This is a genomic window from Pseudoclavibacter sp. VKM Ac-2888 (genome assembly GCF_015351285.1).
Classification (GTDB): domain Bacteria; phylum Actinomycetota; class Actinomycetes; order Actinomycetales; family Microbacteriaceae; genus Pseudoclavibacter.
This window is the reverse complement of the sequence record NZ_JADKSM010000004.1, coordinates 153,265-169,687: the sequence shown is the minus strand read 5'-3', so window position 1 is coordinate 169,687 and position 16,423 is coordinate 153,265. Positions and strand designations below refer to the sequence as shown.

General features: G+C 67.1%; 10 protein-coding genes. All 10 read right to left on the bottom strand.

The window, feature by feature from the left end; all coding sequences use genetic code 11:
* Window positions 1-118: 118 nt before the first annotated feature.
* On the bottom strand, window positions 119-997 hold the full coding sequence (locus ITJ61_RS19035) for an NAD-dependent epimerase/dehydratase family protein (protein ID WP_104242966.1): 879 nt from the start codon (window positions 995-997) through the stop codon (window positions 119-121).
* Window positions 998-1,140: 143 nt separating this feature from the next.
* A complete protein-coding gene (locus ITJ61_RS19030) occupies window positions 1,141-4,407 on the bottom strand; it encodes a hypothetical protein (RefSeq protein WP_194687137.1) in 3,267 nt (1,088 codons plus the stop codon).
* A 388-nt stretch (window positions 4,408-4,795) separates the two neighbouring features.
* A complete protein-coding gene (locus tag ITJ61_RS19025; protein ID WP_194687136.1) occupies window positions 4,796-6,061 on the bottom strand; it encodes an ABC transporter ATP-binding protein in 1,266 nt (421 codons plus the stop codon).
* The gene (locus ITJ61_RS19020) at window positions 6,061-6,882 is read right to left on the bottom strand and encodes an ABC transporter permease (RefSeq protein WP_104242971.1); all 822 of its coding nucleotides are present in this window, start codon (window positions 6,880-6,882) and stop codon (window positions 6,061-6,063) included. Before ITJ61_RS19020 ends, ITJ61_RS19025 begins: the two co-directional genes overlap by 1 nt.
* A 62-nt stretch (window positions 6,883-6,944) precedes the next feature.
* Window positions 6,945-8,015 carry an NAD-dependent epimerase/dehydratase family protein gene (locus ITJ61_RS19015; RefSeq protein WP_104242973.1) on the bottom strand — a complete coding sequence of 357 codons (1,071 nt, stop codon included), beginning with the start codon at window positions 8,013-8,015 and terminating at the stop codon, window positions 6,945-6,947.
* A gap of 97 nt (window positions 8,016-8,112) precedes the next feature.
* Complete coding sequence (locus tag ITJ61_RS19010; RefSeq protein ID WP_194687135.1) at window positions 8,113-9,354, bottom strand: alginate O-acetyltransferase AlgX-related protein; 1,242 nt, start codon at window positions 9,352-9,354, stop codon at window positions 8,113-8,115.
* Window positions 9,351-10,577: an acyltransferase family protein gene (locus ITJ61_RS19005; protein ID WP_104242977.1), complete on the bottom strand. Its 1,227-nt coding sequence runs from the start codon at window positions 10,575-10,577 to the stop codon at window positions 9,351-9,353. Before ITJ61_RS19005 ends, ITJ61_RS19010 begins: the two co-directional genes overlap by 4 nt.
* A 95-nt stretch (window positions 10,578-10,672) precedes the next feature.
* Window positions 10,673-13,834: a rhamnan synthesis F family protein gene (locus tag ITJ61_RS19000; protein WP_194687134.1), complete on the bottom strand. Its 3,162-nt coding sequence runs from the start codon at window positions 13,832-13,834 to the stop codon at window positions 10,673-10,675.
* Window positions 13,835-13,928: 94 nt separating this feature from the next.
* Complete coding sequence (locus tag ITJ61_RS18995; RefSeq protein WP_104242981.1) at window positions 13,929-14,555, bottom strand: hypothetical protein; 627 nt, start codon at window positions 14,553-14,555, stop codon at window positions 13,929-13,931.
* Window positions 14,556-14,628: 73 nt separating this feature from the next.
* Window positions 14,629-16,338, bottom strand: coding sequence for a rhamnan synthesis F family protein (locus tag ITJ61_RS18990; protein WP_194687133.1), 1,710 nt, complete (start codon window positions 16,336-16,338; stop codon window positions 14,629-14,631).
* Window positions 16,339-16,423: the final 85 nt, after the last annotated feature.

The following is a 16,423-nucleotide window of genomic DNA, read 5'->3' as shown; positions in this document are numbered from 1 at the left end:
TGGAGCGCGTGCGCACGCAGCGCATGCGTCCCCGCCGCGCGCGGCAGGATCACGTCAGTGCGGGCAGCGGGTTCGAGCCCCGTCAGCCCGGAGAGCCCGTCAGGGCCCGGAGAGCCCGTCAGCGCTGATCTGTGCCCTGGACTCCGGCAGCGTCCTTGGCCATGAGCTCCCGAATCACCGTGGCGTCACCGTAGATCTCGCGAGAGTCGTACGGTCGGTCGGGGAAAGCGCCGTACTGCAGTGCGATGCCGAGATCATTGTCTCGGATGAACTGCTCGACCTGCTCGCCAAGCGACACGGACGTTCCAGAGCCCACGTTGATGATCCCCGTGACCTCTTCCTGCGAGGCGACGGCTGCGATCTGGCGCCCGAGTTCGGCGACATGGATGAAGTCGAAGCGCGCTGCCCCCGAGGTGAAGGGGAACTCTCTCTTGCCATCTGCGGCGGCTTCGAGAAGCTTCGTGAAGATCGACTTGTTGTTGCGGTCGTCTCCGAAGATGTAGTACGCACGCAGCCACTGCAGGGCCACCCGGTCGCCGAAAGCGAGGGTCGAGGACTTCCGGAGCGCGTCCTTCGCGATGCCGTACAGCGAGAGCGGGTTCGTGGGCGTCTCAGCCGAGACCATGCCCTCGTAGAAGCCGATCTCGTGCATGGACCCGAGGACCGCAAGCCGCTGCACGCCAGCCTCGGTCGCCGCCTCCAGGAACCTGAAGTGGTCGGAGAGCTTCTGCATGTGGACCGGGGCGTTGTGCGCGAATCCCGCTTCCCAGGCAAGGTGCACGACGGCCGTCGGAGCTGGCTCGAGCAGGACGGAGAAATCTGCGGATGGTGCCAGCAGATCGAACTCGACGACTCGAGCCTCGCTGTTGATCGTGGCGGCGCTCCCTGGACGGACAACGGCGGTCACCTCTTGGCCCCGTGCAACCAGTGCGTCGACCACGTGCCTGCCGATGTAACCACCGGCCCCGGTCACGAGAACCCGTTCGCTTTGCGTCATCTTCGTCCCTTCACAAGAACGGCCAGTCTAGCCGAGGCCTCAGCTCGTCCTCGTCTGACTCGGCGCTCGGGGGAAAGGCGAAGAGCCCGCCCCCTCACCCGGTTGGGGTGGAGGAGCGGGCTCTCGGACGCGCGCGCCCTGGGCTACTCGGCGACTGGTGCTCCGAGGCCCATGATCGAGAACAACTCGACCGAGAGGCGGAACGTCGTCGGCGGTGTGGCCTCCGGCATGCCCTCCGTGGTCGGCGCCTCGTCGACGGTCGGAGCGGGCGACTCAGCGGCCGGCCCCTCCGAAGCCGTCTCGGTCGGCGCTGCAGACTCGGTCGGGGCAGCCGTCGCCGTCTCCGTCGGTGTTGCGTCCGGGTCCGTGGTCGCGGTCTCGGTTGCCTCGGCCGGGGTGGTCTCGGCTGGCGCCGTCTCGGACGGCGTAGCCGTCGGCTCCGCGAGACTCGGGTCGATGAGCGAGAGCTTGCCGTCGATCACGCGGTAGAAGCTGTCGTCAGGACCCTGCACCACCGAGCCGATGGGCTCAGCGTCGGTTGCCACGCTCAGCTTCACCCCGACTTCCGGCGCGAGGGGTGTGAACACGAGGCCGAAGGCCTCCGCATCGGCAGGGCTCGCGAACGGCACGAGCTGTCCGTCGACGCCGATGTAGGGAACGTCTCCGAGCAGAACCGCAGACGTGTACAGCGGAGCTGTGGCGCCGGTGAACGCATCGAAGTTCGCGGCCGGGACGACCTGTGCGTTCTCGATGTCGAGGCCGATCTGAGCTGCGACATCGCGTGAGCCGAGCTGCAGCAGCTTCTCGCCGTTGACGATCCACACGCCGGTACCCGCCTTGTTGGTGATGACATCACCGGACTCGAGTGGAACCGCAGGCTCTGCGGTCTCCGTGGGCGTCGGAGTCGCGGTCTCGCTCGGCGTCGCCGTGGCCGTCGCTGACGGCGTCTCGGTCGGCGCGGAGGTCGATGTCGCGGTCGGCTCAGGTGTGGCGGTCCCGCTCGGCTGAGGCGTGACCGTCGCCGTGGGCTCCGGCGTCGCCGACTCGGTCGGCTCGGGCGTTGCGGTCGGCTCGGGTGTCGCCGTGGGCTCGGGCGTCGCGGTGTCGTCGGGCAGAGGCCAGCCGGCCGGAGCCCCGAGCAGGGTCGATCCCGTCGGGAACGAGTCCGCGACGCTGTCGACGACCTGAAGCGAGCCGCGCTCGGGCATGCCCATGGCCACGCCGATCTCAGGCCAGCCGATGAGGCGCTTCTCGCCGTTGATGATGGCGTACCAGGCACCCTTGGCCGTCGTGATGAACTCGGTTGCAGGCTGCTGCGAGACCGGGATGACACCGCACAGCTGCGGGCTCAAGGTCTCGCTCTCGAGACCATAGGCGGCCTGGAGCTCAGCGCTGCGGTAGGGGTGCGCCTGTCCCTCGGCGGCGAGCAGCGTCTGATCGTTGCAGACGAACTGGGCGCTGTCGATGGTGTAGTCGCGCTTGGGGATGCCGTCGAACGACGCCTGCGTCATGACCTGCGCGGTGCCACCGAAGCCATAGGCCTCAGCGAGCTGCGCATTCGCGATCTTGACCAGGTGAGCGCCGTCGAGCACGTAGAGGTCGTCACTGCTCGGCGTCTTGAGCAGTGCGCCGTTGGTGATGCCGTTCCCGGTCGGGATGTCCGAGAGGGTCCCGTTCGCGACGGTGTAGACGACCTCGTCGCTTCCACGCCTCGCGGCTTCCTTCTTCGCGTCGTCCTCGCTGCCGAACTCGACACGCTCGCCGCCGACGACCAGGTTGACCTTGGATCCGTCGACTTCCTTGACCAGGTGCGCCCCCGGCGTCGAGCCGAGCTTGCTGAGACCGGAGAGGGCATCCGCTGGGACCGGCGTGAATCGACCGACGCCGTAGGCCGACGTCGCGACCTGCAAGAGGCCAGCGTCCGTGATCAGGTAGGACTTGCTGCCGTCCGAGACGAGCGACGAGTCGAGGGAACCCGAGTTCGTCACCTGCGCGAAGGCGTCGCCGAGCTTGCCCGTCACGTTGAATTCGCTGAGCTTGCGGAGCTCAGACGACACCGCGTAGCCGCGGCCCTCGTCGCCGAGGAGCATGGTCTGCGACCCGTCAAGCGGCGTCACGACGGCGCCACGGGAGAGGACCGGCTCACCGGTGGGGAGGAAGTCGAGCGCGCCGTCCTTGAGGTTGGTCACGGCGGTGTACAGACCGAAGTCGCGCAGCGCTGTGAGGCTCGAGACCTCGCGCTTGGTCTGGTTCTGCACGAGGAACACCTGGCCGTTGTCGGTCTTCACGAACGACTCGAGCGTCCAGCCGCCCTCGAACTTCTCGAGCTGCTCCTTGGTGATCTTGGCAACCTGGCCCTGCTGGAAGCCGTAGCTGGCAGCGGTCGCCCAGCCGCGGAGCTTCCACCACTTGCCGTCACTGATGTAGACCGGGCCGTCTGGGCCCTCGAGGATCTCGCCGACCCAGGTTCCCCACGGGATCCAGGACATCTCCTGGGCAGGAATCGTCTCGACTGCGCCGAGCGCCTCGGTGAAGCCCGCCACACGATCGGCCGTCAGGTGGTACCGGGTTCCGTCGGAGAGGAAGTAGACGTCGCTCGTCCCCTCAGCCTGGATCAGCGATGGCCGCTCTGCGGTGCCCTGGGCGTCTCCGAACCAGTCGGTGTACATGCGCCAGAAGTTGCGGTTGCCGTACGCGGAGCATCCATCGCCCTCGCCGTACATGTTCGAGAGCGCTGCCTGGTTCGGCTGGTACGGCGTGTAGTTGTAGAGGCCGGCCGTCGCGTAGTTGGAGATGTAGACGGCGGACGAGCCACACGCGAAGTTGGGGTTGTAGAGCACATTGTTCGTTGCGAACGGGATGTGGTTGAAGCTGTACGGGTTCGCCTTGTAGTACTGGAACTGTCGTGCCGCGTTGTAGACCTGGTAGAAGAATCCGCCGTAGCTCGCGTCACACGGCGCCGTGTCCGGGCAGCCGAAGCCGGTGGCCGCCGCGAGGCGCCCCAGCGTCGGGCTCGACATCGAGACCAGGCTCTGCTCCTTCTCCAGGAGGACGAGCATGGCCTTGGCGCTGAAGTTGCACGCCTGGCCGACCTTGGCGATGATGTTCGCCGCCGACTCTCCCCCGGGGGCACCCGGGTACGCGCTGCAGTAGGAGGTGGCTGGCATCGACGGCGTCGACTGCGTGTAGTTGCGCAGGGCGGTCGAGGAACTCGAGCCGTTCTTCGAGACGAGGAACTGCTGCACCTCGGCTGCGGTCATCGCGGAACCGTCGTAGAAGTTCTCATCGCTGATGATGTTGCCGGGGTCGAACGACGACCCAGCGGCGGACGCCGTCTCAGCGCCGAACTCCTGAGGTGCTACCGCTTGGAAGGCAAGCAGGCCCGCAGCGGCTGCTGCCGCCGTGGCCACAATGGCAATTGTTCTGCGAAACATGAGTTCCCTACGCGTCGAAAACCGAGGAGCCGGTCGGGTCGTAGTGAGACGACACGCTCAGCAGTTTCCAAGTATGCACACATGGGCCACAAAAGACCACAGCCGTCGCTCCTTTCACATGAGTCACATATGTCACACCTGACCCAGGAAAACAGGACGCGAAGCCCGGCAATCCGCGGAACTCGCCGCGCACGAGGTCGCCACGCCCGCGGCGACACGCCGAGCAAGAAATCCGGGCAATTTCTGCAACATGCACTATGGCGGCCTTCCGCGAAGGCCGACAGGACCGAACAGCGAGACGCGGCCCCGCTCCCCCGGATGAATCCGAGCAAGCGGGGCCGCGTCCGAGCACCCGGGCTTCGACCTACGTCCGGTCGTCCGTCACACGATGCGCGGCGAGCGTTTCGGGGGGTCCGGAGACCTCGCCGGAGTCGACCACATGCGCGCCGAACTTCGAGTCGAGCGTCATCAGCCCACCGGATTCGAACGGAGTCCCGGGCCCGACGTTGAACGTGACCGCACGCTGCCACGCGTCGAAGGTCTGCACGCAGTCGTAGTCCTGAATGGATGCACTCAGCTGAAAGGCGCCAGGCCTCATCGTGATGCGTGGGATTTCGATATCGATCGACCCGGTGCCAGGCCCGATCGAGTCAGGCACGAAGCCGCCGTCGAGACCGTGGTTGCCCCAGACGAAGACGCCCTCGACGTGGTCGATGGAAGCTCCGAACACTGGCCGGGGGATGCGCTCCTCGGCCTTGTAGTGGAGGCGGATCACCGCCCGGTCACCCGTGCGGAAGCTCCGAGTGTCACCCCGATCGTCCGACAGCATCTCCATCTTCGTGATCTGCGCCTCACCCGTCCCGAAGCGAGTGCCGCCCTGCTCGACGTCGACGGCCCCGTGCTCGCGGTTCGAGTACTCGTCGATGATGTCGCGCGCGACCCCGACCGCCTGCAACTCGCCATGGCTCAGCCAGGCGGCCTCGTCACAGAACGTGCGCATCTGCTCGAGCCCGTGCGAGACGACGACAACCGTGCGTCCCTCGCGCTTGAGCTCCGCGAACTTCTCCATGCACTTCTCCTGGAACTGCATGTCGCCGACGGCGAGCACCTCGTCCACGAGCAGCACATCCGGCTCGACGTGGATCGAGACGGCGAAGCCGAGACGCACGTACATGCCGGAGGAGTAGTTCTTCACCGGCTGATCGATGAACTGCTCGACCCCGGAGAAGTCGACGATGGAATCGAACTTCCGATCGATCTCCTGCTTGTTCATGCCGAGGATCGATCCGTTGAGATACACGTTCTCGCGTCCGGAGAGCTCCGGGTGGAATCCAGACCCCACCTCGAGCATCGCAGCGAGACGCCCGCGCGTCTCGATCTTGCCCTGGTTCGGCGCGAGGATCTTGGCGATGCACTTCAGCAGCGTCGACTTGCCTGAGCCGTTGTTCCCGAGCAGCCCGAAGGTCTTGCCTTCGGGAATCTCGAGTGAGACATCGCGCAGAGCCCAGAAGTCCTCGTACTTGGAACGGTAGCCCTGCAGCACGGTGGCCTTGAGCGACTGGTTGCGGTCGTGATGCACGCGGAACGTCTTCGAGACGTTGTCGACGCGCACTGCCGGAAGTCCGGTCATCAGAGCTCCTCCACGATTCGGTTCTGCTTCGCTCGGAAGACGAAGATGCCCGCGAGCAGCATGATCGCCGCCCATGCGGTGATGGTCAGCCATGTGCCGACAGACGGCACCGCGAAGTCGTACAGCACGGAGCGATACGCCTCGAGGAACTGGTGGGCCGGGTTGAGCTCGAAGACCGCCATGAGCGGGACCGGCTGCCCGAAGATGTTCCAGCCATCTGTCGTGAGCTTGTCCTGCGCCTGCTGGACCAGCGACGCCGGGAAGACGACACCGCTTGCGTAGAACCACACCTGGTTGAAGATCGTCCAGAGGTACTGCACGTCGCGGAAGTAGACGACCGCGACGGACAGCATCAGGCCGATGCCCAGCACGAACATGGCCGTGAGCGCCACGATGGGGATGAGCAGGAGCACGACGATGAGCAGCTTCGGGCCACCCGCGATGCCCATCAGCAGTGCAAGCACCAGGAGTTCGATCGCGAACGTCGTCGTGAGCGAGAGCACGCTCGAGGTGACGAGCACGTGCCGCGGGAAGTAGACCTTGGTGAGCAGCCCGATGTTGGCCATGAGCGCGCTCATCGCGCCCATGATGCCGCCCGAGATGAAGGTCCACGGGATGATGCCGCAGGCCACCCAGAGCGCGTAGTTCTGCAGGCCGGAGTTGGTCCCGACGTGCGGCTCGGCGACGAAGAGCAACCCGAACACGACAGAGAAGATCGCGATCTGCGCGAGCGGGTTCACCAGCGACCAGATGCGCCCGAGCGCCGTCCGGTTGTACTGCGAGCGGATCTCGCGCAGGGTGAGGTTCAGCAGCAGCCCCATAGTGGGGTACCTTGCGCCGAAGCGAGCGACCAGGTTCGGTCGCTCTCTGAGCTGGGTCTCTGCTATTTCTGCACCTCTTGATCGATCCACTGACATAACTCGACAACTCCAGCATCCACCATGGTCGACGGCGCCCAGTCGAGGGCGGCCTTCGCCGAGTCGATCTCGCACGACGCGTGCCGCACGTCCCCGTTCCGGTACCTGCCGTTGATGACAGGAGAGGGGGCTCCGTAGTGCGCTGCGATGAGCTCGGCGAGGCGCAGGATCGACGTGCCCTCCCCCGACCCGATGTCGTACGGCGCCGAAGCCGAGGCGCTCGCCTGCTCGGCGGGCACGAGGACGCCACGCACGAGCGCGCTCGCCACGTCGTCGATGAACACGAAGTCCCTGACGATCTCACCGTCCTCATACACGGGGATCACCTCGTGCGCCTTCGCGCGCTGCGCGAAGAACGAGACGATACCGGTGTACGGGTTGATGAGCGACTGCCCCGGACCGTAGACGTTCTGCAGGCGGAAGAGCACCGGAGCGACCCCCATGGCAAGGCACCACGAGGTCAGGATGTGCTCCTGCGCCAGCTTTGTCGCCCCATAGACGCTGGTCGGGTTCGGCGTCACCCGAGACGAGACGAACGGAAGCGGCGTGAGCCCCGGGAAGTCCCACTGACCGGCGGCGAGCATCGCGTCGCTGCGCTGCCCGGGGTAGGAGATCTCACCTGCCGCGTCGCTCCACGCGCCTTCTCCGTATACGGCGCGACTGGAGGTGAGGACGATTCGCTCGGGGAGCTTGTCGGCGCGAACGAACGCGTCGAGCATCTCCGTGGTGCCGACGACGTTGGTCGCCGCGTGCCTTGTCGCCTCGGTGAGGGACTGGCCCGTGCCGGTCTCGGCGGCGAGGTGGATGACCACGTCGGGTGCCGCGTCTGCGAGGAGCGCATCCCACATCGCGGCGTCCGTGACATCCCCGTGCACGAACTCGACCCGTTCGTCGAGTGCGGCGGGACGAGTCGGGTGCGGATGCACCTGCGGGTGGAGGCTGTCGACCGCGATCACGCGCTCGAAGTGCGCCGGCAGGAGCGCCGAGAGCGCCGTGCCGATGAAGCCTGCACCTCCCGTGACCAGGCAAGTGCCCATTTTCACGTCTCTTTCTGTCGCTGAAGCGCCAGCCTAGCTGGCCGCAGTCCGGGACCAAGGATAACGACAGGGCCGCGCCCCGCCCTGAGCGGACCGCCTACTCGGGAAGCACGGGAACGAAGTTCAGGTGCCGCTCCGTGATCTCGTAGATGACCACGTCGGGTTGGAACTCAGCCGCCTCGCCGAGCACGTCGACTCTCGCGTTCGGGTCGTCGAAGGAATGGCGGATCTGCTTCGTGCTCGCGAACCCCGCCTGCCAGCCGGCAGCGATGTTGCTCCCCTGACTGTCCCTGAGCACGAGGGCCTTCAGATCGCTCTGCGGACTCTCCGTCACCGTGGTGGCCGGAAGCAGGAGCATGTCGAGCCCCACATTCGTCGTCATCTCCTCGGTCGAGCCATCGGCGAACGACACGCTCATGGGAGAGGCAGAGGCCTCGAGCGACGGGATCATCGTCGGCACGTCGAGCGAGGGAAGACCGAACGCCTCGAATTCGCTCGAGACGACCACTGGCTCGACCTCGGAGAAGTCGAGAGGCGCAAGCGGCTCGTACTTGGCGTCCACGGAGCCGAGGCAGTCGGCGAGCGTCGCCCACCCGACGGCGCCGCCGAACGGGGTCCAGTGGCTGTTGCGCTTCGCGTAGACGTCTCCATCGACGGCCGCGTCTCGCAGCGGCTGACGCGTGTCCATGATCGGCAGATCGGGATAGGCGTCATGCAGGTGGTCGAGGTTCGTCGGGCCGCGCAGCTCCTGCGCCCAGCCCGGCAGCTCCTCCGGCAGGACGGCCCAGTCAGCTGGCACGACCTGGATGATGAGGTCCGTTCCCTGCTGGGCCAGCTGAGCCTGCACGGTCCGGAAGTAGCTCGCCCACTCCTCGGCCTCCTCCTGACCCAGGTAGCTGCGCCCGAGAGCCTGGGAGAAGTTGTTGGCCTGCTCGTCTCCCCAGAACACCCAATCGTCGTTGCCCTCGACATAGGAGTGACCGCCGGCCGGCAGGGCGCCCATGTTCTCTTCGAATGCCGCCTCGCTCGCATCCGCGTTCTCCGCAGACCATGGATCCCCCGTGACGGGGTTCGCCAGGGTGGGCGCGCAGGTCTCCTGGGGCAGCGCGAACGCGGCCGACGCCGGCCCCTGCTCGGGCGGCAGGGCATCCGCCGCAGCAAGCGTCTGCTGGGTGATGCGTCCGCTGATGACGGCGATCAACGCGCAGACGAGGAGGAGGATGAAGGGGATCAGCCGAACCCTGTGCCACCGCTGGGCCCAGGTGACGCGCCCCTGCTTCGACGGCGGCTCCTCGAAGCCGCTCTCCGGCCTCAGACTCCCAGGCCCCGTGCTCGTCATGCTTCGCTCCTGATCTGCTCTGCGCGCTCAGCGCGCACGCGCTTGGCGAAGTTGCTCGACGAGTAGTCGACGTTCACGAGTCGCGCCTTGACCCGGTCGAGCGGGGGCCTGCAACGATCCATGACCCACGTGAGCCAGCGAGGAGTCCAGTTCTTGAGGCTCATCGCCGGGCTCTCGATGACGTGCCAGGAGATGTAGGCGCAGACGTGGGCGCCGATCGCGATGACGAGGTGATAGACGAGCCAGCCCGCATTCTGCAGGCCGAAGTAGGCGCCGAACTGCATGAGCGGCCAGGCGAAGATGTAGATCCCGTACGAGAAGTCGCCGTGCTTCTCCCAGTTGTTGAGCTTCGGGGTGCGGATCGCGAACCACATGAGGAAGTACATGAGGAAGTACTGCCCCCACATGTTCCACCCGCCGTAGTTGTAGGCGAAGAACGCGACTCCGATCGCGAAGACCGCGAGCCGATCGTCGATCACGATCTTGTCGCCGAAGAAGGCGAACAGCATCCCGAAGGCGAACGGCGCGAAGAACATCGCGTTGAAGGGGTTCGTCATGAACGGGCTGATCGACAGCATGTCGACCCACCCGCTCCAGGTCAGCGCGTTCACGAGGATGAGGGCCAGGGCGATCAGCCCGCCGACGATGCGGTTCGACAGGACCCCGAACAGGCCGAGGAAGCCGATCATGATGTACGCCCGGAATTCGTACATGAGGGTCCACGCCGACCCGTTCCAGTCGTAGCCCCCGAGCGTCGCGAACGGCAGGCTTCCACCCATTTCCGCGATGTTGCGCTGACCGAGGTTCAACCACATGTTGTTGATGAAGTACGTGAACGGCGACTCCGTCGATGCGTCCCAGAAGCCGGCCATGCTCCCGGTCTCCCGGTGCCACGCGATCGGGGCGAGAATGAACGCCGTCGTCAGCAGTGCGAGCCAGAAGGCGGGGAAGATGCGCAGGACGCGGCGCCAGAAGAAGCGGAAGATCGTCGACTTGCCCTGACGGCTCTTCGTGATCAGGAACCCGGAGAAGAAGAAGAAACCCGCGACAGCCACGCCACCCAGCGACTGCTCTGTGGAGAGCTGGGACCCGAGGTCGTGACCACCGTAGAAGCCCCCCAGGGGACCAGCGTGAGCGAAGATGACGGCGAAGGCCAGGAACCAACGGAGGAAGCCGATGCTGTTCGCGCGCGGGTCGAACGCCTGTTGAAGCGTGAGCGGCATAAGTGCTTTCGAGGTCAGATCCCAGGACGGGTGCTACGGATGATGACATTGATAGTAGCTGGCCCGCATTCTGGACGGCACCAACCAGCACCGCATCAGGAGGGGCGTCCACCGCCCGCCGAGCGCACCTGCGCGTACACCTTCCGGGCCACAGCGTACGCAGGGCGCAGCGCTCGCGCCGAAGCCGGGTTCTGCTCAGCCACGTATCGCTTCAACGCGCCGAGCGGAGAAGGCGCGACACCTGGACCGCCACCGAGCACGTCGGAAAGATACGGGACCTGCTCGATCGCGTGACCGTACGGCACGAACGACGCGAGCTCCTGCAGCTTGTACTCGAGGAACGTGTGGCTGATGGCCGCCATCCTGGTGTTCATGACGGTCCGGGTGTGGAAGCCCTCACCGTGCGCGGCGTAGCTCACGATGCGCTCGAGCACATGCGCGAGGGTGCCGTCCTGGTACCCGCTCTCACCGGGGAAGTCATCCCAGGTGAAGCCCGCGTCCACGATGGGCCGCAGTGCTTCTCGGCGAGCGATGAACATCGAGCCGTACGGCGAGACGGGGGTGGAGTCGTCGAGCGGCGTCGAGACGCCCAACTGCCTGAGCAGCTTCCCGGCGGGGCCCTTGTTGAGGAACCAGGCATGTCCGAGCGTCGGATAGCCCATGTGGATGACCGGGGGGAAGACCATTCCGAGCGTGCCGTGCTTCTGGAACAGCGCGAAGAGGTTCGCAGCGTACCCCTCGCTCGGAAGGAGGTTCTCCAGCAGGTGGCGCTTGAACCACTGCCCGGCATTCCATCCGTCCTGGACGCTCTTCTTGCCGTGGATCTTGACGATGAACTCGTACCGCTCGTCGCGCAGCACATCCGCGCAGCCGACGAAGAACGCCGAGATGTCGCGGCCCCGGTTCGACTCGACGAGGCGGACGTCGCTCCGGTCCCCCCAGCCGCGACGCGCGACGGCCTCGCGGATGGCGGCCCGCTTCGTCTCGTCCGTGGTCGTCACGTACAGATCGACCTCCCCGGGCACACGAGCGGCGTGATCGACGATCTCGTCGATGAGCTCGTCGTAGTAGAGGTGCGCGACCACGGCGGTCCGCCCGAGCTGCGTGCGCTCGAGGAGCTCCCGCCCCGTGGCGTCGCGCTCCTCCAGATCGGGGAGGATCTCAAGCAGGGAGAAGTTCGTGTGCAGCACGCGCGGCTTCGCGCTGCGCACCACGTTCGACCAGATGAGGTCCATCGGGAAGCCCGCGCGCTCCAGACGATCCGTGACGTCGCGACCGATGATCGCCTGCCTGTCCAGGTAGTCCGGGTCGTGGAAGAAGATGCGTCGCTTCAGGATCGGCAGACGGTCGTCGAGCATGAGCGAGATGTTGTCGAAGATCGGGTGCTGAGACGGGTAGTCCTCCGAGGGGAAGGCCAGCTCGTAGACGAAGCCCAGGCTCGCGAAATAGCTCGTGAACCGGCCCTCGTGACGGTCGATGGAGTCGAAGTACGACGTGATCATCGGCATGTCCGCCCAGTACTCGCGGTACTCGTCCGACAGGAACATGTCTCGTCGCACGGCGATCCAGTGCGACTGGATGTGCCCGGCCATGCTGCCGACGCCGTGGTGCGGGTGGGGGGTCACGGCCTCGTGGCTCGTGATACCCCAGAAGTCGACGTCCTGGGCATCCATTCGGTCGAACATCTCACCGAACGGGAAGATGGGCCCGAAGAACGTGTAGTTGAGGAGGATGAGCTCGTCGTACTCCGCGAGTCGATCCCATCCGAAGTGCTCCTGCGCCTCCTTGTACCCCCACACGTCGAAGCCCTTGTTCTCACGCTCGAGAACCGTGTCCGCGACCGTGGCGAGCCGCGCCTTGCCCTCATCCGAGATGGGCGAGTTCGAGACGACGAAGATGTGCTCGACGTGCTCACGAAGCGCCGTCAGCTTGTGGAGGACGTAGTCATCGACCTGCCCCTCCGGGTCGAAGAAGAGGTAGAACGCCACGCGCCTCGGCGTCTTGCCCTTCAGCCGCGCATCTTCGCGAGGCCGACCGGCGGCGACGAGCGGCATGGGCGTGTTCACGATCTCCGGACGAATGCTGACAACCCCAGCCTCGTGCACGGCTGCCCCGTCCCCGGCGCCTGCGCCTGCGCCCCGACGGCTCTTGAGCGCGACCCTTGCGCCGGCCCTCACGAGGGAGCCGATGCTCGAGGCGACCTTCTTCCCGGCGCGGACGGTCTTGGCGACTGGGCGCGCTGCTCGCCGCGCACCATTGACGACGGGCAGCGCGACCTCGGCGACCGTGTGCAGCACGTCGAGCGACTGGAGCACGTCCCGCTGCTGCTGCTCGAGCTTCGCGATCTCGAGGAGGAGAGCGACCTTCGTCACCTCCAGTGCCTCGGCCTGCTTGAGTTGAGAGACCTGCGAGAACTCGCTCGCCTGTCGCCTCGACTCCGCAGACGAGCGCTCCATGTCCTCGAAGAGGCTCGTCACGAGCAGCGAAGGGCCGATCCCCCCGCCCCCGTCGAGCGCCTTGCGCAGGTAGCGGTCTCGGATGATCGTGCCGTAGTCGGAGTGCTCGTCGGCAGCGATGACGACGCTGTTCCCGTCAGGGCCGAGCGACGCGAGCCGCTGATGCCAGAACGCGAGCGGCTCGCCGCTGATGAAGCCGACGGTGTGCCTGGTCAGAAGCCTGAGCAGGAAATCCCAGTCCGCGAGCACGGGCAGCGAACCGTCGAACTCGCCGACCTCGAGGTAGGCGCTCCTCCGGAACAGGAACGAGATCGGCGGCACCGTGCTGCGTCGCATGGTGCCGATGAGCGTGACCGCGTGAGCGTCGTCGGCGAGCACCTCGCGCGACTCCTCGATGACCGTGTCGCCCTCGACGCGCTCGAAGACGACCTCAGTGCGCGTCGCGACTCCGGCGTCCTCGGCGTGCGCGTCGAGGTAGTCCACCGTCTTCTGCAGGAAGTCGGGAGCCCAGCTGTCGTCGTCGTCGTGCAGCACCAGGTAGTCGGCATCCGAGTCCCGGAATCCGTCGTTCATGGCCGCCTCGCGACCGTTCGAGACGACGTTGGTGACCACGCGAAGACGTCCCGCCGCGCGCTCCAGGAACGGCTCGAGCAGCGCATCGAGCGCCTCGGCATCGCCAGCATCGTTGACGATGACGAGCTCGAAGTCAGCGAACGTCTGCGAGAGCACGCTGTCGAGGGCCCGACGCAGCAGGAGCGGACGGTTCTTCGTGCGGGTGGCGACGGTGACGCGAGCTGTCATGAGCATTCCCCTTTGGTAGCGGCCACCGATCAGATTAGCTGCAGCTCGCCGATCCGATGGCCGACCGGGAGCCCGCCGCACCACGAGCTCGGGGTCAGGTGACGGTGACCGTCATCGGAGCGCTCACGCCACTCCCAGCTGGACCCTCGTACTGCATGACCGCTTCCCAATCACCGGGGGTGATCGACTCGTCGCGGAGGTTCACGATGCAGCTCGAGGCATCGGTGCCGGCCGAGGTCGGAGCGGCCGCCGACGCCGTCGCGACGAACGTCACCGGCCCGTTCTTCAAGACGAGCGTGCAGGTCCCGCCCGGTTCCGTGGCGGACACGAGCGCTGCAGCTGAGATCACGCGCTGGTCCGGGACCCAGTAGGCACGACTCAGCGACACCTGAACCGCGGACGCCTCGGCGTCCGGGTCTGGGGCCGCGGTCTCGGTCACCGTGACCGTCGGGCCAGGGGTGGCCGTGACGATGAGCGTCTCCGGGACCGCCACCTCGGTCGCCTGGGGCAACGTCGTGACGGGGGCCGTGTTGTCTGGTGGGGCCTGCTGCCCGAGCGGGTTCATGAGCACGAACACGATCGCGGCGATCGCCACGGCCGCCGCGATGAGGAGGCCGATGATCAGCCCTCGCCCGGTGCCACGGCGCTCGGCCTGGCTCTCCAGCTCTTCGAGCTCGTCAGGGTCGTACTGCCCGCCGAGCGGCGTCTCGCCGTTGCTCATCTGCCACCTCCAGTCGCAGACACGGTACCCCGCCGGAGGCCGGGGCCTCCTGATGCCGCGCCGCGGGGCGCGGTCAGCGCAGGCGCGCCAGCAGACCCTTGGCGTCAGCGGCGAGGCGCCGGAGCGGCTCCTCGAGCGCGGGCAAACGACGGAACACGGCTGCGGCGACCCGCGTGAGGCCGCTGCCGCCGGGCCGGCGAGCGCGCGCAAGACGGTGCGGTGCTCGCACGTCCGAGCCGAATTCGGCCACGAGATCCTCGTACTTCGCGGCGAGCAGCGCGTAGTCGCTCGCGAGGCCATCGGCGGTCTCCGCCTCGGAGACCGCGAACCCGGCGTCGAGCACGAGGCGGCTCGCGACCAGGTCGAGGAGCGTCGCGAGCTCCCCCTCCGGGAAGCGCGCCTCGAGCGGCGCGTAGCCGAGCGAGCCGAGGGCTCCCGCGAGCGGTCGGAGCGCATCCACCCGATACGCCGCGAACCCCGCGTACGGAGCGATCGGAGCGTTCGGATCGAGCGGTGCATCCGCACCGAGCGTCGCGGCGAGCAGAGCGGCCCTCGTGCGGGTGCCGCGCCAGCCGTCACCGAGCAGTCCGGTCCCGATGGGCGGCGCCACCGGCACCACCATCCCCAGGCTGGCATGGTCGGCGAACTCCCACGCGAGCGGTTCCGCTCGCTCTAAGATGACCCTCCTGCCCCGCTGGCGGGCCAGCATCGAGGCGCTCGCCGGAGCGGAGCGCACCGAGTCCGCTGCCGCCGACTCCACCAGCAGCAGGTCGGCGTCCAGCAGCCGCTCGTCGCCGCCGGCGAGCCTGCGCCAGAAGTCGCCGCGGACGATGCGCACGTGCAGACCCGAGATCGTCGCCGACTCGTCGCCGCTCGCCGCGTCTCGAAGCCACTCGTGCGTGAGCGCGGTCGATGCGCGCCGCAGCACCCGAGGGCCAGCCCCGACGCCGCCGGCGAGCACCCGACTCGGCGCGAACCGCGCCGTCCCCTCGACGAGCACGTCGACGGGGAAGCCCCGTCGCTCGAGATCGAGGGCGACGTCCCGAGCCGAGACCCCGCGGTGGTCGAGCTCGACGGGGTCGTGGAAGAACACGCGGCGCTTCACGAGGGGCGCCCCCGCCTCGAGCAGCAGCAGCGGGGTCTCGAGGCTGGCGTTGGCGACGGGTGTCCCGTCCACCCGGAAGTTGCCTGCCGGGAACTGCGCGCCGACCGAGAAGCCGCGCTCCGCGAAGAACGGGGAGAAGCGCGCCTCGTGGTGCCGCACCGAGTCGTCGTACGACCGGATCTCGGGCATCGACGCCCAGTACTCGGCCCACGCGTCGCTCACCACGACATCCCTCCGCACGGCGATCCAATGGGACTGCAGGTGCGATGGCAGGGTGCCGCGTCGCGTGTACGGGTCCGGGGTGAGCTCCCCATGCTCCGTCACACCCCACACGTCGTGCCCCGCGGCATCCGCCCACGCGAACGTCTCGGCGAAGTCGACGACGGGCCCGAAGAAGGTGTAGTTCGCGAGCACGACCTCGTCGAACGCCGCGAGCCGCTCCGGACCGATCTCCTCGAGCGCAGCGCGATAGCCGCCGACATCGAAGCCCTCGTTCGGCCGCTCGAAGACCCTGTCGGCGACGGAGGCCAGCGACTCGCGCGAAGCGTCGGTCACCGAGCCGTTCACGACGACGAAGAGCTCGCTGGCGTGCCCGCGCAGGCCCTGCAGCGCCCGGAGCACACCGGCGTCGGCGAGACCAGCCCGGTCGAAGAGCAGGTAGATGACAAGTCGATTCATAGTCTCGGGCGGCCGCTGCGGCCGACTCCTCCCCTGAGCGCGTGCAGACTCGTGCCAAGCTAGCACCACAGCGCACCGAGACAGA